The sequence below is a fragment of the Novosphingobium sp. genome, assembly GCF_040398825.1.
Taxonomy (GTDB): Bacteria; Pseudomonadota; Alphaproteobacteria; order Sphingomonadales; family Sphingomonadaceae; genus Novosphingobium.
This window is the reverse complement of record NZ_JBBATI010000005.1, coordinates 136,337-154,084: the sequence shown is the minus strand read 5'-3', so window position 1 is coordinate 154,084 and position 17,748 is coordinate 136,337. Positions and strand designations below refer to the sequence as shown.

The 17,748-nt window shown below is 64.9% G+C and carries 14 protein-coding genes; 8 read left to right on the top strand and 6 right to left on the bottom strand.

Annotated features, from left to right (window positions below; all coding sequences use genetic code 11):
* Positions 1-89 precede the first annotated feature (89 nt).
* From ABWP89_RS04870 to ABWP89_RS04855, 4 genes are all read right to left on the bottom strand, one after another.
* On the bottom strand, positions 90-4,133 hold the full coding sequence (locus ABWP89_RS04870) for an amino acid adenylation domain-containing protein (protein ID WP_353227622.1): 4,044 nt from the start codon (positions 4,131-4,133) through the stop codon (positions 90-92).
* A 129-nt stretch (positions 4,134-4,262) separates the two neighbouring features.
* Positions 4,263-5,555 (bottom strand): hypothetical protein, encoded by a 1,293-nt coding sequence (locus ABWP89_RS04865; RefSeq protein WP_353227621.1) that lies wholly within the window; start codon positions 5,553-5,555, stop codon positions 4,263-4,265.
* A gap of 180 nt (positions 5,556-5,735) precedes the next feature.
* Positions 5,736-6,290: a YqhA family protein gene (locus ABWP89_RS04860; RefSeq protein WP_353227620.1), complete on the bottom strand. Its 555-nt coding sequence runs from the start codon at positions 6,288-6,290 to the stop codon at positions 5,736-5,738.
* A 392-nt stretch (positions 6,291-6,682) separates the two neighbouring features.
* Positions 6,683-7,009: a hypothetical protein gene (locus tag ABWP89_RS04855; protein WP_353227618.1), complete on the bottom strand. Its 327-nt coding sequence runs from the start codon at positions 7,007-7,009 to the stop codon at positions 6,683-6,685.
* A gap of 323 nt (positions 7,010-7,332) precedes the next feature.
* Here ABWP89_RS04855 and ABWP89_RS04850 point away from each other — a divergent pair, with 323 nt between their 5' ends.
* Both ABWP89_RS04850 and ABWP89_RS04845 read left to right on the top strand, forming a co-directional pair.
* Positions 7,333-8,742 carry a purine-cytosine permease family protein gene (locus ABWP89_RS04850; protein WP_353227617.1) on the top strand — a complete coding sequence of 470 codons (1,410 nt, stop codon included), beginning with the start codon at positions 7,333-7,335 and terminating at the stop codon, positions 8,740-8,742.
* On the top strand, positions 8,739-9,800 hold the full coding sequence (locus ABWP89_RS04845) for an alpha/beta fold hydrolase (protein WP_353227616.1): 1,062 nt from the start codon (positions 8,739-8,741) through the stop codon (positions 9,798-9,800). The genes ABWP89_RS04850 and ABWP89_RS04845 overlap by 4 nt, the downstream gene beginning before the upstream one ends.
* Here the strand turns inward: ABWP89_RS04845 and ABWP89_RS04840 are convergent.
* Both ABWP89_RS04840 and ABWP89_RS04835 read right to left on the bottom strand, forming a co-directional pair.
* The gene (locus ABWP89_RS04840) at positions 9,790-10,983 is read right to left on the bottom strand and encodes an MFS transporter (protein WP_353227614.1); all 1,194 of its coding nucleotides are present in this window, start codon (positions 10,981-10,983) and stop codon (positions 9,790-9,792) included. The two genes, ABWP89_RS04845 and ABWP89_RS04840, sit on opposite strands and share 11 nt — an antisense overlap.
* The gene (locus ABWP89_RS04835; RefSeq protein WP_353227613.1) at positions 10,980-12,002 is read right to left on the bottom strand and encodes a GlxA family transcriptional regulator; all 1,023 of its coding nucleotides are present in this window, start codon (positions 12,000-12,002) and stop codon (positions 10,980-10,982) included. Before ABWP89_RS04835 ends, ABWP89_RS04840 begins: the two co-directional genes overlap by 4 nt.
* 170 nt (positions 12,003-12,172) lie before the next feature.
* On the opposite strand from ABWP89_RS04835, the gene ABWP89_RS04830 reads away from it, so the two are divergent.
* Genes ABWP89_RS04830 through ABWP89_RS04805 form a run of 6 tightly spaced genes read left to right on the top strand, consistent with a single transcriptional unit; the run spans position 12,173 to position 17,729 of the window.
* Positions 12,173-13,264 carry a TauD/TfdA family dioxygenase gene (locus ABWP89_RS04830; protein ID WP_353227611.1) on the top strand — a complete coding sequence of 364 codons (1,092 nt, stop codon included), beginning with the start codon at positions 12,173-12,175 and terminating at the stop codon, positions 13,262-13,264.
* 14 nt (positions 13,265-13,278) lie between these two features.
* On the top strand, positions 13,279-13,854 hold the full coding sequence (locus tag ABWP89_RS04825) for an HD domain-containing protein (RefSeq protein WP_353227609.1): 576 nt from the start codon (positions 13,279-13,281) through the stop codon (positions 13,852-13,854).
* Positions 13,851-15,065, top strand: a complete 1,215-nt coding sequence (locus ABWP89_RS04820; RefSeq protein ID WP_353227608.1) for a TauD/TfdA family dioxygenase — start codon at positions 13,851-13,853, stop codon at positions 15,063-15,065. The genes ABWP89_RS04825 and ABWP89_RS04820 overlap by 4 nt, the downstream gene beginning before the upstream one ends.
* Positions 15,065-15,817, top strand: a complete 753-nt coding sequence (locus ABWP89_RS04815) for a class II aldolase/adducin family protein (RefSeq protein WP_353227606.1) — start codon at positions 15,065-15,067, stop codon at positions 15,815-15,817. Before ABWP89_RS04820 ends, ABWP89_RS04815 begins: the two co-directional genes overlap by 1 nt.
* Before the next feature lie 10 nt (positions 15,818-15,827).
* Positions 15,828-16,742: an NAD(P)-dependent oxidoreductase gene (locus tag ABWP89_RS04810; RefSeq protein WP_353227605.1), complete on the top strand. Its 915-nt coding sequence runs from the start codon at positions 15,828-15,830 to the stop codon at positions 16,740-16,742.
* 9 nt (positions 16,743-16,751) lie between these two features.
* On the top strand, positions 16,752-17,729 hold the full coding sequence (locus tag ABWP89_RS04805; RefSeq protein ID WP_353227604.1) for an MBL fold metallo-hydrolase: 978 nt from the start codon (positions 16,752-16,754) through the stop codon (positions 17,727-17,729).
* Positions 17,730-17,748: the final 19 nt, after the last annotated feature.

The following is a 17,748-nucleotide window of genomic DNA, read 5'->3' as shown; positions in this document are numbered from 1 at the left end:
TACCATCATGCTGTGGTGGTCGGGTGGGGAGGCGGGGCGGGAGGTCTGACTGCACGCCAGTGCAGTTTCGCTTTGCGCAAAGGCGCCGATCAGGCCACTTCTTCGCCCATCGCGCGCGACGGCACCCCCTGATAGCGCAGGCCCGGCAGCAGGTGTTCGGCCTTCATCACCACGCTGTTGGCGCCCAGATGCGTGCGGTCATCGATCACCGCGCCGTACAGCGGCACCGTGCCGCGCGCCATCGTCGCGCCGGCGCCGATGCGCACGCGGCCAACCTTCAACACCCGGTCTTCAAATGTATGTGCCTGAAACATTGCGGAAACGGTCGCTCCGTCACCGATTTCGATCATGTCAGGATCGACCACTTGCGCAAATTGCGGCCCCAGCACCACCCGCCGGCCGATGCGCAGCCCCATCAGCCGCAGATAGACCGGCAGCAAAAACGTGCCATCCAGCCGCCGCAAAATGCGCGCGGCATAGCGCGCCCAGGCGACATAGATGTAATCCCAGCGGCTGCACCAGCATGACCACAGCGGATGCTGCCCCGGCTTTACCCGCCCGATCAGCAGCCATTTCAGCATGAGCACCGCGCCGCACAGCGCGACCATCGGCATCAGCGTGACCGCCGGGATCACCGCCAGCGCATAGACCGGGGCCGACACCATGGCGCCCGTATCGTTCAACGCCATGAACCACAGCGCGGTCAGCAACAGCGGCAACACCGGCAGGGCAAAACGCGCAATCTCCCAAAACACACGGTTGGCATAGCGCAGCGGGCCGGGTTCGTGAGTCAGCCGCCGGTCGACCTCGATGACTTCGCGGCGCGGCAGATCAAATGCCGGATGGCCGAATCGCGCCTGCCCCGATGCGATATCATGGCCATTGGCCGGGGTGGCGATGCCGATCAGGATATCATCGGGCAGCTGTTCCCCCGGCGGGATCACCACATGATTGCCCAGGAACGTGCGCGCGCCCAGCCGGGTATGCCCCAGCCGCACCGTGCCATGCCGCACCGTGCCGCCGCCCAGATAGATGCCATCGGCAAAAAACGTTTCAGGCCCGATCGTCACCAGTTCGGGCACGACATCGATGATCGTGCTGATTTCGCAATGCTTGCCGATGTCCATCCCCGCCAGCCGCAACCAGCGCGGCCAGAACACCGTGCCGGTCAGCCATTCACCCGCCAGCGTCAATGCGCCGGCCTTTAACCAGGCACGCAGATAAGCCAGGCTCCAGCGCGACACCAGTCCCGGCCGCACCGGGCCCATCAGCCGCAACAGCACCGCCGTCCACACCAGCGTCAGCGGCAGCGACAATACCGTGACCGCCAGCACCACCGCCCCGGCGCGCGTGGCAAAACTGGGGTGCCAGGCCCAGCGCCACACATCGGCGGCGCGGGTGCCGGTCAACCAGCACAGCCCCACGGCCAGCACCTGTGCCGGGATCGCGGCGGCAAAGCCCAGCCCCGCCTCACCCAGCAGGGCATACAGATCCCACAGTCCATGCGGCAGCGCGCCCGGCGGTGGCGGCGGCGGCGCAGGGGCGTGGCCGATCGACCGCGCCGGCACGCCATCCCACAGTTCGTCTGCGGGCACCGTCATGCCGGGGTTGAGCGCCGACAGCGCGGTCAGCACGCTGCCCGCACCCATCCGGCACCATCCGCCGATGCCGGCGCGCGTCATCAGCGTGGCGCCAGGTTCCAGCACGATCGGGCCGATCACCACATCGCCGCGATCCAGATCGGCCAGCCCGATCATCGCATCCGCGCCGATCGCCACATCATCGCCAATCTCCAGCAGGTCCCACCCGCCGCGCGCCAGATCGACGCCCCGATGAATATGCACCCCGCGCCCGATGCGCGCGCCCAGTGCGCGCAACACCATCTGTTGCAGCGCAGACCCCTGCAGCAGGGGCCACGGGATCAGCCGGGCGGCGGCCACCACCACCCAGTGGCGCAGATACCACGCGCTCCACACCCGCGCGCGGATCGGCCGATAGCGTCCGATCACCAGGCGTTTAACCACGACCGCAAACACCACCGTGGCGGGAATATAGACCGCCAGCGACACCAGTGCGATGGCCGGCGCGGCCAGCACCAGCCCGACTGGCCCGAGCGCGCCATAGACCAGCGGCAACACGCGAAAGGCGAGCAACCAGCCCAGCCAGCCGCTAAGGCACAGTTCACCCGCCAGCCAGCCGATCTGCACCACATTGGCCAGCGCCGGCCGCACCGTGCCGGTGCGCGGCTGATCGAGCTCGGCCGGGGCTGCCAGCTGTGCCTCACCCGACGTGGGTTCGAACAGGCCGTGCGCGGCCCGCGCCAGGGCGCGCACCGTACGGCCATCGTAAATATCGCTGACGGTCACCCATTGCGTGCGCACATCATCGCGCAGCAGCGTGACCAGCAGCGCCGCGCTGAGCGAATCACCGCCCAGATCGGCAAAGAAATCATCGGCCACCGACACACCATCGGGGCGGCGCAGCACGTCGGCCATGGCCGTGGCGATCAGGCCTTCCAGTTCGCCCTCTGGCGCAACCATCGCCCGATCTGCGCCCGTGGCTGCCAGCGCCAGCAGTGGCAGCCGCGCGCGATCCAGCTTGCCCCCCACGCTGACCGGCAGCGCGGAAATTACGGCGATCTGCACCGGCACCATATAGGCGGGCAGCTGTTTGGCCAGCGCGGCGCGCAGCCATTCCGGTTCTGGCGCGCGGGCAGCGTTGACGGGGACGATAAACGCCACCAGTTCGCTGCCATGCCCGGCCGGTTGCATGCGGCAGGCGGCGGCGCGCACCCCGCCCAGCGCCGCCAGCCGCGCCTCGATCTCGCCCAGTTCCACGCGATAGCCGCGGATCTTGACCTGCGCATCGATCCGCCCGTGGTAGGTAAGCGCGCCGTCGCGGCCGCAATCGGCCAGGTCGCCGGTGCGATAGATCCGGCCGTGGCGCGGATGATCGACGAATTTTTCGGCGGTCAGATCGGGACTGTGGCGATAGCCGCGCGCCAGCCCCGCCCCGCCAAGGCACAGTTCGCCGCGCGTGCCCGCCGCGACATCATCCAGTTCGGCGTCCAGCACATAGGCGGTCATGCCCGGTATCGCGCGGCCGATGCCCACCGGTTGCCCCGGCACCACATCGCCACGCACGCAGGTGACCGCACATTCGGTCGGACCATAGCCATTGACCATGCGGCGGCCGGCGGCCCACAGATCAGCGAGGTCCTGCGGCAGCGCTTCCCCGCCCACGTACAACAGCCGCAGGTCGGGCAGCGCGCGTTGCGGATCGGCACAGCCCGAACTGCGCAACAGCGTGGGCGGCGGGCAGAACACCGTCACGCGTTCATCGCGCAACCAGCCGATCACATCGGGGCCAAGCCGCGCGGCTGCGTCGTCCATCACCACCATCGTCGCGCCGGTCGCCAGCGCCAGCCACATTTCTTCGATCGAACTGTCGTAGGCGGTCGATGACCCCTGCACCACGCGGTCGCCTGGGCCGAGGCCGAATTCGGCGATGTCGTATTGCACCAGGTTGGCAATGTTGCGGTGTTCGATCTCCACGCCCTTGGGCCGCCCGGTGGTGCCCGAGGTGTAGATCACATAGGCCAGCCGTGACGATGCCAGATCGGTGGGCAGGTCGCCATCCGCGCCGCTGGCCGCCTGCAATGCCGCCGCATCGACCACCAGCCCCGGGTTCAGCCCCAGCCGTTCCAACCGCGCACGCCCTTCGGCATCGGCCAGTACCACTACCGGATCGGCATCGGCCAGAATTTCGCCCATGCGGTCATCGGGAAACGTCGGATCAAGACAGGTGAATGCCGCCCCTGCCTTCAGCACAGCGATCTGCGCAACATACAACAGCGGCGAAGTCCGCCCGATCAGCAGCGCAACCACGGGCTCCGCACCACTGCGCGCGTTGCCAGTCCTTTCGGCCAGCGCACGCGCCATCTGCGTCGACAGCGCATCAAGATCGCCATAGCTGAGCGTCTGCCGCAGCGGACGGTTGCGCCCCGGCGGCACATCAATGGCCAGCGCAGCAGGATCGCGCGCCAGTGGCACATCAAGAAACGCGTGCAACAGCATTGCCCGCGATGCCTCTGGCGTGGCCGGAACCGGCCCTGGCAGATCGACTGTATTCATGCTTTCCTGCGTGACCGCCAATGCCGTTCGCGTCGTATCTGTTCGCGTTCCGGTGCTTGCGCGTTCCGTCGGATTGCCGGGTTTGTCAAGCGGGCGGCATGGATGGCCGGGGATGTTGCGCGCGCGGTCTTAGGGAAAACGACAGAGCGGTGACCATCCGGTCGGCAGGGCGGTTGGCGCCACCGGTGCGATCCCCAGCGCGGCGGTACCTTCGAGCGCGGCGATGATCTGGTTGTTGGCAGTCGTGCCGCATGCCCCGCCCTGGTTCAGCCCGTTGCGCCAGAAACACAGGGCTTGCGGATTGGACGCCGCCGGCCCGCGCAGCAGGTTGTTGACAAATTGCGCGTCGGCCAGCGTGGTTTTGAGATCGAGCACCACGACCAGCCGATCATAGGGCACCGTGCCGTTGCAGGCATAACCTTTGATCATCGCAATCTGGTTCTGATACGATTGCGCAACGTTTTCGCCAGTGTTGCCGGACCACAATTGCACCGAGGTCAGATCGCAGGTTTTGGTGACAATTGCCGGCAGATTGACGAAGTCCAGCCCATGGGTGTTGGCGGTACGGTTAAGCGGATTGGTCCACAAAAACAGCTTGGCCCCGGCGCCGTGGATGTCGGCCGCAACCGCATTGAGGAACAGCGTCGTAACCTGGTTGCTGCGGTAATCGTTCACCTCGTAATCCAGCACGATGCCGGGCACCCGCGCCTGATTGCCGCTCATCATCGTGGCGCGGGTAAAACTGCCCTGCCCGCCGACGATCGTCGATGGCAACCACGGGATATCGGTCATCACCTGATACGACACGTTCTGCGCGGTAACCACGCGCGTGAAATAGCGTTCCGGATAGTCGAGCAGGTGCGAATAGAACACGAAATCGCTGGCCAGCCCGCCCGCGTCGATCCACGGCTGGGCATAGTCGGCGCGCCCCAGCCAATAGCGGATCAACGACCGGGTAGCGGCATTGGCCTTGGCCACCGTGGTATATTCAACCCGGCATTCCAGATTGTTGTAGATCGGGGTCGGGTTCTGGATCGGGTTGGGTTTCAGTTGCAGGAACTGGTTGCCCGCGGTGACCTTTGCCACTTTGTTGGCGCGGTTGGCCCAAACATACATCCAGCCATTGCCACCGGTCCAGGTCGAGGTGTTCATGCCCGCGTTGACATCCTGCCGCCAGCTGAAGGCATCGGTGCAGGGAAAAGTGGGATAGGTGGATGCGGTGTCATGCGCATTGTCCGCCGGCGGTTGCGCATTTTGAAACACCCGCCACGTGCCAGCCGGGCCCAGCAGCCCGTTGTTGCCCGCGATGCAATCGGCCAGCGCGCGGCCCGGCAACACCAATGCCCCGGCACAGGCCGCACCACCGGCCAGCAATTGCCGACGCCCGATCAGGCCCGCCAGGCCGGTATTGTGCGGTGCCATCGCTGCATCCCCCGATTGTGTCGGTGCCAGCCCCGGCGATCGGCGATACCCGCTGCCCCGCTGCCACCAATCGGGGTCTATGGCGCGATTGCGGCAATGTCAGGCCAATTCCCCGATTGTCACCGTTCCCGCAAAAACCGCACAGCGCGCGAATTTCGGGTGATCGCCCGCCGCGCCGGATCAGTCCGACAGCGTGTCACCGTCTTCGCCCTGCCCGGCCGCGCCATCGGCAGAGCCGGCAGCGCCATCGCCGGCGGGCGCCGCGTGCGACAGCAGGTTCATCGCCGCCAGCAACACCCCCGACACCACGAACAGGCCATAGGCGCCCATCATCCACGCCAGATCGGATTTGGCGATGCCCTGGATGTTCATCGTCGCTTCCAGCAGCTGGATCGCCGAAATCGCCACGATTGATGTGATCAGCTTGATCTTCAGATCGCCAAAGCCGACTTTGCCCATCCACGATGGCCGGTGCGCATCCGGCGCATGATCGATGCTGGACACAAAGTTTTCATAGCCGGCCAGCATCATGATCACCACCAGATTGCCGACCAGCGTGATATCCAGCAGCTTGAGCACGGCAATGATCAGCTCACTGACATCCATGGCAAACACTCGCATGGTCAGGTCGGCCAGTTTCAACCCGAATTTGGCAATCAGCACCAGCAGGACCCAGATCAGCCCGAGATAGAAAACCACCAACAGCTTGCGGCTGGATAAAAGCAGGCGTTCCATCGCATGTTCCATCGCGTCGTGCTCCTCCGTCCGGCGCATGCGCAATAGCAGGGCCATCGGCGCTGCGCCATGGGCGTCGCGCCAGCGCGGGGCGGATGGGCAAGTACGGATCGGGGTGTGCAGACAGGGTCTGACCCGCCTTTTCGATTGGTCATCGCCCGTGCCCCCTTTCCCTGACAGGCACTGTCGGTCGTGGGAGGAAGTTCCGGATACAGCATACACGATCGTGCCGCCCTGAACCTGACTTTCAAGATCGACAAAAAACTGCGAAATCAGTCAGCCCTGCGCGGGGGCGTATTGCCGATGATGCACCCGGAACTCCTCCGCCCTCATGCCGAATAGGTACATCTTGGCCGCTGGAACAAAATAGCCGAAATCGGCGCGACGAACTTTCACAGATTTTTGCGCGGTCCAAGATAGATCGTTCCGTGTTCCCATCCCGGAAAATCATGCCGCGCGCCCAATGCGACACGTTTTACCAGGGATCCGCTATGATCTTCAAGAAAAACCTTTAGTTTCCGGTGTTCTATATAGGCCTGAATTACTGTTTCAATTATTTCCTTCGACCCTTCCAGGGCAAAATCTCTATAAAAAACCGGATCAATGGCCGTGCCATATTCATTGATTTGCGAAAATATAAAGTATGACTTTCCATCATTGTTTATAAACGCCGGAAATTCAATGCTATAAACCGCCCGATCATAATTTGGTTTTTCCATTTCATCATCCTCTTTTTACGATTTTTGGGCTTGCTTTAACAGAGGTGCAAAATCCTGATTGTACACGCCGCCGCATGCTGGTCTGGCGACAAGAGTGATGAAAGCGGGTCCGCGGGTCAAGCCCGGGGCGACGAATGGGGTTTGCTGTGCCGACTGCGGTGGGTTGGCGATTCCGGCATCGGTTTCCGCCCGCCGTTTTTGCTGAACTGCGCCTTTTCCCGACCCAAACCATCCGTACCCCTTTCCCCTGCACGCGCAGTCGGGCATGAAACCGCAGCCGGGCACCCCACCGCCCGGACGATCCCGTACGCGAAAGCCCGCCAATGCCGTTGATTGAAAGCCATTCGATTGATTATGTGCCCTTGGCCGAACGCCATGGCAAAGTGTGGCACCTGTGGCCGATCTGGTTCAGCGGGGATGCGCATCTGGCCACACTGGCGACCGGCGCGATCGGCATGGCAATGGGGCTGGGGTTTGGCTGGTCGGTCATCGCGATCCTGACCGGGTGCGCGCTGGGCACGCTGTTCATGGCGTCGCATTCCAGCCAGGGGCCAGAACTTGGCCTGCCGCAAATGATTCAGTCGCGGCCGCAGTTCGGATACCAGGGCGCGCTGCTGGTGTGGTGCTTCGCACTGGTGACCTATGTCGGCTATACCGTGTTCAACGAAGTGGTGTTTGGCGTGGCGGTGCAGGACCTGACCGGTATGCATCTGTCGCAAACCGCGCTGATCGGGGTGTTTTCGGCATTCAGCCTGGCCGCGCTGGCGTTTGCAGTGGCGGGCTATGACATGATCCACCTGGCGCAGCGCGCGCTGGCCGGGTTTGTGATCGTCGCGCTGCTGATCTATTCGATCGGGGTGGTACGGGTGGCGCATGGCCTGCCGCAGATGGGCATGGGCAAATGGGCGACCATACCTTTTCTGGTGCAGTTTTTTGCCGTGGCCGGATACCAGCTGTCGTGGTCGATCTATGTTTCGGACTATTCGCGCTATCTGCCGCGCGATGTCGGGCTGGTCGCCTCGTTCTGGTGGACTTTCATCGGTGCGTTCATCGGCGGGGCATGGATGATGCTGGTTGGCGACGTGGCCGTGGCGATCTTTCCGGGCCACGAAATCGTTGGCGCCGTGCTGGCGACGGGCAATCTGGTGTTTCCGGGGTTCGGCCCGATCCTGGTGGTGCTGTCATCGCTGTCGCTGGTGACGATCACCACGCTCAATCTGTATGGCGGGTCGCTGACCATGCTGTCGATCGTCGACAGTTTTCACCATATCAAAAACCCCGGGCGCGCGCGGCTGATCGCGCTGGTGGTGCTGGGCGCGGTATCGACCGCGCTGTCGGCGCTGGCCGGGGCCAATGTGCGCGAACTGATTGAAAACCTGCTGTCGGTGCTGATCTATCTGTTCACGCCGTGGACCGCGATCAACCTGGTGGATTTCTTTTTCGTCCGCCACGGGCATTATTCGGTGCGCGAAATTTTCAACCCCGATGGCATCTATGGCCGGTGGAACTGGCGCGGGATTTCGGCCTATTTCATCGGTTTTCTGGCGATGGTGCCGTGTTTTTCCACGCCGGTCTATGTCGGCCCGGTGGCGCGCATGCTGGGCGGGGCGGATGTGTCGATGCTGGTCGGGCTGCCGGTGTCGGCGCTGTTCTACTACGTCGCGTGCCGGTCGATCGATCTGGTGGCCGAACGCGCGCATATTGCCATTGCCGATGCGGGGCTGGAGGCATGATCATGCGCGCCGCGCTGGTGCCGCTGCTACTGGCCTGCGCCGCGCCGGCACTTGCAGATGCGCCCTCTGTGCCCGCCCTGCCCGCGTTTCAGGCGAAGTTTGACGCGATCGGCCCGGCGGTGATGGCGCTGCCCGGCCCGCATGGCCGCGTGCTGCACTATGCCGACACCGGCGAAGCGGGCTGGCGCCCGGTGCTGTATATCGGCGGCACCGGTACCAGCGCGCGGGCGATGCTGATGACCGGGTTTCTGGAAACGCTGCGCCGCCAGTTGCACATCCGCCTGATCAGCGTGGAGCGCAACGGGTTTGGCGACACGGCATTCGACCCGGCGTGGACGCTGGCCGATTATGCCGATGATGCCCGTGCGGTGCTGGACCATCTGGGCGTTGCGCGGTTTGCCGTGGTCGCGATTTCGGGCGGCGGGCCTTATGCTGCCCATGTCGCCGCCGCGATGCCCGACCGCATCGTATCGCTGCATTTCGCCGCCGCGCTGGCCGATGTAACCGTGGGGGGCAGCGCCAACTGTGCCGCCGGGGCCGATGCCCTGGCCGCCGGCCTGGCGCCCGTCATCGGCAATCCGCAAAAGTGGTGGGCATTTCCCGCCACCAGCCCGACCCATGCCATCCCCGGCTTTGCCGACCGCGCCTTTGACGAAGGCGCGCGCACGTTCTTCATCCGTGGCCAGATGGGTGACGCCCGGCCTGAAGCGGCGGAAATGCAGCGCTATTGCACCGCGAAACTGGCCGAACTGCCGCTGAAACGCGTGACCGCGCCGGTGTTCACGTATTATGGCACGGCCGATCCGCTGGTGCCGCCGGGCAATGCCGACCGCTGGAAATCCTGGCTGGGCGGGCCGGTCATGGCGCGCGCCTATCCGGGTGCCGGCCACGATGTGCAGTACCGCCACTGGGACCAGGTGCTGATCGATCTGTCGGGGCTGGCCGGGACCGGGCCAAAGGCGCGCACGCTGGTGTGCAGTGGCGGCCGCGCGCGGCTGGTGGCAGAAATGCCGACAGGCGCGCAGCTGGGACTGTGCCTGTGGCCGGTCAAACCGTGAGCGCAGCCCGCCGCAACCGCGCCTGAAACCAGATGACAATCCCCACGGCACACGCGCACGTGATCATGCCAAGGCACCCGACCAGGCCATAGCCGGCGGTTGCCTGCGCCACAAACCCGGCCGCCAGCGATCCCGCCGATTGCGCCAGCAGCCAGGTGCCGGTGGTGCGCACCGCCAGCCGCCCGTGCGGATCGTGCGCATAGGCCAGCCCCAGCAGCAGCGGATAAGTGATATACCAGCTGACATTGTACAGCTGCAGCGCGATCGCGAACACCAGCTGGCTGTTCACCGTGGTCAGCAGCGCGCACATCGTGCCGCAGGTCATCAGCGCAATTTCCAGCAGCCAGCGCCGGGGCCCCCGCGCCAGCACCATGGTGAGTGTGAAATTGCCAAGGCAGCTCAGCACCATGGCCATGCCCTGATACAGGCCATAAGTGGTCGCGGGCAGGTTGATGGCATGCGCGGCGCGTTCCATGAACGGCCAGATCGCCATCGTGCCGAAGGCAAACAGCGCCATCGCCGCCAGCACCGGCCAGCCGCCCGGCGCCATCGGCGGAATATCATGTTTTTCACCACTGGCGGTGGCGGCGGCATCGGCGCGATCATCGGGCAGCGGGATCATGCCCACTGCCAGCGCGGCCGAAATCATCCCCAGCGCGATGAACATCGCGCCCACCCCGCCAAATTTGCCGATTGTTGGAATGGTCCAGTTCATCGCCGCAAACAGCACAACCTGCAGCGATATCCCCACCGATATCGCGCGCGCCGGCTGTGCGGTGCGACCGGCCGCCACATTGACCGCGGTGTTGAGCATGCCATAGCTGAAACCCGTCGCTACCCGCCCGACCAATAGCAGCGGGAAAAACCCGGTCAGCGACGACACGACCTGCACCGCGGCGATCACCGCGCTGGCCAGCAGGGCCATCCGTCGCGGCCGAAAACTGTGCGCGCGCGGCGCAAACACGAACATCGCAATGGCAAACGACAGCGTTTCGGCAGTGGCAAACACCCCCATCAAGGCCGGGCCAAAACCATATCGGTCAATCAGCCCGCCGACCAGAAACGGGGTATAGTTGATCCCCAGATGCGCCGCGCCACTGGCCGCCGCGATGCCCAGGCAGAACAGCAGCGGGATTTTCGCGTCGATCCGCGCACGGTCATCGGTCATTGGCAATGCGGTCACGGGACCATCCTTGTGGTTATGCGCGGGTGTTCGGCATGGGTGCGGGTCTCGCCGGTAGAATGCCACCGCCCGCGCCCGGCACCAGGTGGCTGGCCGAATTTGCGCGCATAGGCCCGCGCCATCGCGCTTTTGGACGAAAACCCCGTCGCCATCGCCACTTCGATCAGCGGCAGGCCGGTTTGCGCCAGCAGCGCGCGCGCGCGGTCCAGCCGGATATCGCGGTAATATTCCGCCGGACCCATGCCGAACTGGGCGATGAACACGCGTTCCAGCTGGCGCCGGGTCACCCCGGCGTGGGCAGCCAGATCGGCGATCGGCCAGGGGTTTTCGATGGCCGCCTCCATCCGCGCGATCACCGCGTTCAACCGCGGATCGCGCGTGCCGATGCGCGATCCCAGGTCGAGCCGCTGGCGTTCCTCGTGCGGGCGAATGCGGGTATGGATGAACTGGTCCGACACGGCGCGCGCCAGGCCCACGCCCTGACGGCCCGCTATGCGCTCCAGCATCATGTCGATCGCGGCGGTGCCCCCGGCGCAGGTAAACAGCCGTTCGCCCAGGCAAAACAGGTCTTCGGTCACTTGCACCGCCGGATAGTCTTCGCAAAACGCGGGCACCGCCTCCCAATGCAGGGTAACCGGCTGATCGCCGATCAACCCGGCGGCGGCCAGCAGATAGACCCCGGTATCAAGCGCGCCCATCACCGTGCCGCGCCGGGCCATGCGGCGCAGGGCACCGGTCAGCGGGCGGGTGATCGCGCGGCGCGGTTCAAACCCCGCGCATACGATCAGCACGCGCGCAGTTTCATCCAGCGGGCCATCCACCGCCACCTTCAACCCGCACGACGCCTCTACCGGTTGGCCGTCGGCGGAAAACAGCCGCCAGGCAAACACCGGTTGCCGCGACAACCGGTTGGCCACCCGCAACGGTTCCATCGCCGCGACAAAGCCCATCGCGGAAAACCCCGGAACGAGGTAAAAGCAGTAGGTTTCCTGCGCCAGCGGGGCATAGTGTGTCGACATTGCGCGTACTGAAACACACAAATGCGCGGGCGCAAAACCCGTTTTCGCTAATGGTACCCCGGGGCTGGACTGTCACCGATGATGTCGCAAAATCGGTGCGCGATGTCGCAAGCATTTGGGCGCGGGCCGGTTTCGCGGTTATACTGCGGCAGGATATAAGGGAATGCGGCATGGATCTGACGATCACCGATGATGGCCGGTTGCGGGTGGTGGCGCAGGGTGGCGACCCGGTCGTGCTGCACCCGCTATGGCTGCGCGAACGCCTGCCCGATGCCGGCGTGCTGGACCCGCAGACCGGGCAACGGCTGGTGGATGCCGCCGACACCCCGCACGATCTGCGCGTGACCGTAGCGCACACTGATGGGTCGATCACGTTTTCCGACGGGTTTGCCACCCGCCTGCCATCGGCCTGGCTGGCCGGTGCGATTGCCGGCGAACCCGCTGCCCGGCCCCCTGTGTACTGGGACGGCACGCTTGATCCATCAGCGTTCCCTTCGGCTGATCTCAGCGCGGTGCGTGATGATCCGGCCGCGCTGGGTGCACTGCTGGCCGGGCTCGATGCCTATGGCTTTGCGGTTGTGCGCGGGGTGGGGCTCGATCCCGATGGCGGGCTGGCGCTGGCCGATCTGATGGGGCCGATCCGCATCACGAATTGGGGCGGGATGGCCGATGTGAAGGCGATCGCCAATGCCTATGACCTGACCATGACGCCGCGCGCGCTGGAACCCCACAGCGACAATCCCTATCGCGATCCGGTGCCGGGCTATATCCTGCTGCACTGCCTGATCAACGATGCCGATGGCGGGGATTCGACGTTGGTGGACGGGTTTCACGCCGCGCAGATGTTGCGCGAAACCGATCCCGATGCCTTCGCCACGCTGGCCACCACCGATGTTACATTCCGCTATCGCGACGCGACCACGTTTCTGCAGCACGATTGCCCGTTGATCGCATGCAATGCCGCCGGTGACGTGGTGCAGGTGCGCTACAACAACCGTACCGAAATGGTCGGCGCGCTGCCGATCGACCAGTTGGACCGCTATTATGCCGCGCGCGCCGCGTTCTGGCGGCTGATCGCGCCGGCATCACCGCTGACGCTGCGGTTCCGGCTGCAACCGGGCGAATTGCTGATGATGGACAATTATCGCCTGTTCCACGGCCGCACCGGCTATACGCTGGCCAGTGGATCGCGCCATATGCGCCAATGCTATATGGATCGCGACACCGTGGGCAGCCGCCGCCGCCTGCTGCAATCCGCTTGAAGGGGACCACGCCTATGTTCCGCCATTTCGACGAAGCCACCGCCGAGCACTGGAAACCGATCGACGAAAAATTCGTGATCTATCAGCAGAGCCTGGTGACGCAGCTGGTCACGCATCTGCAGGCGCTGGCGCATCACGACCTGGGCTATCCGGTCGATCGCTATGTGCATTCACTGCAAACTGCGACGCGCGCGCTGCGCGATGGTGCGGATGATGAAACGCTGGTCTGCGCGCTGCTGCACGACATTGGTGACACGCTGGCGCCGGTCAACCACGGGGCCATGGCGGGGGCGATCCTGGCGCCATACGTTTCGCCGCTGAATGTGTGGATGGTGGAACATCACGAGGAATTTCAGGGCTTTTACTACGCCGAATTTTTCGGCGGCGACAAACATGCGCGCGACAAATATGCCGGGCACCCGGCGTTTGACCGCACCGCGCGGTTTACCGATGTGTGGGACCAAAAGGCGTTTGACCGCGATTACGACACGCTGCCGATCGAAACGTTCCTGCCCGCCATGACCCGCATTTTTTCGCGTGAGCCGTGGGGGAACCACACCAAGATTGCGTATGAGGACAGCCTGGCATGACCCATGACATTACCGCCGATATCACTGGCGACATCGATGTTGTGCACGATTGGCGCGTGTTCGCCACCGACCACCAGCTGGCCGGCGTGGCGCTGGCGGGCGATTGCGCGGTGGTCACCTGGACCGATGGCCGCGCAACGCCCTACCACCGCTTTTTTCTGCGCGACAATTGCACCTGCGCCGCGTGCTATCTGCCGCTGACGCGCGAACAGCTGTTTGAAATTACCGATGCGCCGGCGGACCTGGCGATCGCCAGCGCGGGCATCGACAGCGCGGGTGACCTGGTGATCGGCTGGTCCGATGGCCATGCCAGCCGGTTCGCCCCGGGCTGGCTGCGCCAGATTGCCGGCGATGCCGCCAGCCGCGCCGAACGCCACGCGGCACGGCCCCGCCCGTTCATCTGGGGCAGCGATTATGCCGATGCGCTGCAATCGTTCGATTATGCCGACATCATGGCCGATGATCACACGCTGTGGAGCTGGCTGGGCGCGCTGCGGTCAGCGGGAATGACGCTGGTCAAAAACGTGCCGGTGGCGCACGAGGCTTTGCTGGCCCCGATCAGCCGCATTTCGCACATCCGCGAAACCAATTTTGGCCGGGTGTTCGATGTCAAATCCAAACCCCGCGCCGACAGCGCCGCCTATACCAGCGTCAATCTGCCGCCGCACAGCGATCTGCCGACGCGTGAATTGCAGCCGGGGGTGCAATTCCTGCATTGCCTGATCAATGATGCCACCGGCGGCGAAAGCGTGTTCGTCGATGGCTTTGCCATTGCGGAGGCGATGCGCAAAGAACACCCGGCCGAATTTGCGTGCATCACCACCACGCCGATGGCGTTCTGGAACCGCGACGACCGTACCGATTATCGTTGGGATGCACCGGCGATCGCGATCGATGCCGATGGCGATCTGGCCGAAGTGCGGTTTGCCAATTTCCTGCGCGGGCCGATCGATGCCCCGGCAGCACAGATGGACGCCATTTATCGCGCGTTGCGGCTGTTTCAGGCGATGTGCCGCGATCCGCGCTTTTATATTGAACGGCGGCTGTCTCCGGGCGACATGTGGGCATTCGACAACCGCCGCGTGTTGCATGCGCGGCGCGAATTTGATCCGCAGACCGGGGAACGCCATTTGCAGGGCGCCTATGTGGATCGTGACGAGATCAATTCGAGGCTGCGCGTGCTGGCGCGTGAACTGGGGGAACCGTGCTGATGGCCAGTGTGCTGAACATCGACGCTGCCGGACTGGATGAGGCCGAACGCCAGACGCGCCACGACCTGGCGGCATGTTATCGGCTGGCGGCGAAATTCCGCATGACCGATACCATTTACACGCACATTTCGGCGCGCATCCCCGGCACCCACGATATCGTGATCAACCGGTTCGGGCTGCAATTTCATGAAGTGACCGCGTCGAACCTGGTGCGGTTTGCGATGACTGACACCCCGTCGGCGCTCGATGTGAATCCGGCGGGCACGGTCATCCATACTGCGATCCATCTGGCGCGGCACGATGTCGGTTGCGTGATGCACACGCATACCGTGGCCGGGATTGGGGTGGCGTGCCAGGCCGGCGGGCTGCTGCCGATCAGCCAGCATGCGCTGCAGTTCTACAACCGCATCGGCTATCACGATTACGAAGGCATCGCGCTGCTGGACGATGAAAAGCCGCGGCTGGTGCGCGACCTGGGCCAGCATGGCGCGCTGATCCTGCGCAACCACGGGTTGCTGACCGCCTATGCCACGATTGCCGAAACCTTTGCCGCGATGTTCAATCTGGAACGCGCCTGCCAGATCCAGATCGCGGCGATGGCCGGCGGCGCGGCGCTTTACCCGGTGCGCGAAGAGATCCGCGAACTGACCGCGCGGCAGAATGAAAATTTTGGTGGACAGGATACCGGCCTGCCTGAATGGATCGCGCTGGTGCGCGATCTGCACCGCACCGATCCCGATTTTGCTGATTGAGACCCCGACGATGACCGCCAGTTTTGCCGTGCTTGCCGATTCCACCGATCTGCTGATCCAGGCCTTTGCCGATGCGGGCGCCGACGACAGCCTGGTCACCCACGTGATCGGCCAGCCTGACGAGGCGACGATGATTGCGCGCATCGCCGGCTATGCAGTGGTGGTGGTCAACGAAAGCCGGATCAGCGCCGCGGCCATCGCGGCCAGCCCGGCGCTGAAACAGATCGTGTTCCTGGGCACCGGTGCCGCCAATTTCGTCGATCTGGATGCGGCCGCGGCGCACGGCATCCCGGTCCACACCATCAAGGGTTATGGCGACCGGGCAGTGGCCGAACACACGCTGGCGCTGCTGTTTGCGGTGTACCGCGACATCGCCGCGCAGGATGCCAGCGTGCGCGCCGGCGGCTGGGCCGGGGCGCCGCTGGGCGAATTGTTTGGCAAGACCATTGGCCTGATCGGCGTCGGCGCGATCGGCGCAGAGGTGGCACGGCTGGCGCTGGCGCTGGGCATGCGCGTCATGGTGTGGGCGCGCCGCCCGGTTGACATCCCCGGGGTCGAACAGGTCGATCTGGATACGCTGCTGGCGCAGGCCGACGTGGTATCGCCGCATCTGGCCTATACCGGCGAAACCGCCGGGTTCCTGGATGCCGCACGCCTGCGCCAGATGAAGCGCGGCGCGGTATTCATCAACACCGCCCGCGCCGAATTGACCGATGAGGCCGAAGTGCTGGCCATGCTGCACGATGGCCACCTGGCGGGCGCCGGGCTGGATGTCTATTCGGCCGAACCCCTGCCCGCAGATCACCCCTTGCGCGCCGCGCCCCATGCGGTGCTGACCCCGCACACCGGCTGGCAAAGCCCGGAGGCGGTGGCGCGGCTGATCGGTCGGGCAGTGGATATCCTGAAGGCAGAGCGGGGCTGGTAAGCGCCGGCCATGCGCAAGAACCGCTATTACGACGGGCCGACAAGCGACCATTTCAACGGACGCTTTTTCAACATTGCGCCGGAAACCCGCGACAAGACCTTTGCCGATATCCGCCAGTGGCGAAAAACGTCACAGCGCGCGCGCTGGCCCGCGCATGTGCCGGTGCAAACCACCGTGCCCGCCCAACGCGTGACCGGCACGCGCATCACGCTGGTCGGCCACGCCACGGCGCTGATCCAGACCGGGGGCCTGAACCTGCTGACCGATCCGGTGTGGTCGGACCGGTGCAGCCCGGTGCAATTCGCCGGGCCAAAACGCGTGTGCGCGCCGGGCGTGCGGTTTGATGATCTGCCGCCGATCGATGCGGTGCTGCTCAGCCACAATCATTACGACCATCTGGATGCGGCAACGATCCGCCGGCTGGTGGCGCGCCACGACCCGCTGATCATAACCCCGCTCGGCAACGATACGCTGGTGCGCAGGGCCGCGCGCAGGGCCAGGATCGTGACCGGCGACTGGTGGGACAGCCACACGCTGCCCGGCGCCACGGTGACGTTTGTGCCCGCCCAGCACTGGTCCGCGCGCGGCATTACCGATGCCCGCATGGCGCTGTGGTGCGGGTTTCATGTGCGTGCGGGCGATCACAGCGTCTATTTCGCCGGTGACACCGGTTATGGCGACGGCAGCCTGTTCACCACCATGCGCGCGCGGCTGGGATCACCCGATGTCGCGCTGCTGCCGATCGGTGCCTATGCCCCGCGCTGGTTCATGGCCGACCAGCATACCGACCCGGCCGAAGCGGTGCGGATCATGCAGGACCTGGGCGCAACGCGCGCGATCGGCATCCACTGGGGGGTATTCCCCCTCAGCGATGAAGGCCGCGATGATCCGGTCCGCGCACTGGCGCATGCCCTGGCAGAAACGGGCATCGCGCCAAGCCGGTTCCGGCATGATGAACCGGGCGGCGTGGTGGATATCGGGGTTTGACAGCATCCTGCCAAAACCT

What these genes read in the sequence shown, in the direction of transcription:
- ABWP89_RS04870 (WP_353227622.1), bottom strand. Translation starts at nt 4,133, where the DNA reads ATGAATACAGTCGATCTGCCAGGGCCGGTTCCGGCCACGCCAGAGGCA.
- ABWP89_RS04865 (WP_353227621.1), bottom strand. Translation starts at nt 5,555, where the DNA reads ATGGCACCGCACAATACCGGCCTGGCGGGCCTGATCGGGCGTCGGCAA.
- ABWP89_RS04860 (WP_353227620.1), bottom strand. Translation starts at nt 6,290, where the DNA reads ATGGAACGCCTGCTTTTATCCAGCCGCAAGCTGTTGGTGGTTTTCTAT.
- ABWP89_RS04855 (WP_353227618.1), bottom strand. Translation starts at nt 7,009, where the DNA reads ATGGAAAAACCAAATTATGATCGGGCGGTTTATAGCATTGAATTTCCG.
- ABWP89_RS04850 (WP_353227617.1), top strand. Translation starts at nt 7,333, where the DNA reads ATGCCGTTGATTGAAAGCCATTCGATTGATTATGTGCCCTTGGCCGAA.
- ABWP89_RS04845 (WP_353227616.1), top strand. Translation starts at nt 8,739, where the DNA reads ATGATCATGCGCGCCGCGCTGGTGCCGCTGCTACTGGCCTGCGCCGCG.
- ABWP89_RS04835 (WP_353227613.1), bottom strand. Translation starts at nt 12,002, where the DNA reads ATGTCGACACACTATGCCCCGCTGGCGCAGGAAACCTACTGCTTTTAC.
- ABWP89_RS04830 (WP_353227611.1), top strand. Translation starts at nt 12,173, where the DNA reads ATGGATCTGACGATCACCGATGATGGCCGGTTGCGGGTGGTGGCGCAG.
- ABWP89_RS04825 (WP_353227609.1), top strand. Translation starts at nt 13,279, where the DNA reads ATGTTCCGCCATTTCGACGAAGCCACCGCCGAGCACTGGAAACCGATC.
- ABWP89_RS04820 (WP_353227608.1), top strand. Translation starts at nt 13,851, where the DNA reads ATGACCCATGACATTACCGCCGATATCACTGGCGACATCGATGTTGTG.
- ABWP89_RS04815 (WP_353227606.1), top strand. Translation starts at nt 15,065, where the DNA reads ATGGCCAGTGTGCTGAACATCGACGCTGCCGGACTGGATGAGGCCGAA.
- ABWP89_RS04810 (WP_353227605.1), top strand. Translation starts at nt 15,828, where the DNA reads ATGACCGCCAGTTTTGCCGTGCTTGCCGATTCCACCGATCTGCTGATC.
- ABWP89_RS04805 (WP_353227604.1), top strand. Translation starts at nt 16,752, where the DNA reads ATGCGCAAGAACCGCTATTACGACGGGCCGACAAGCGACCATTTCAAC.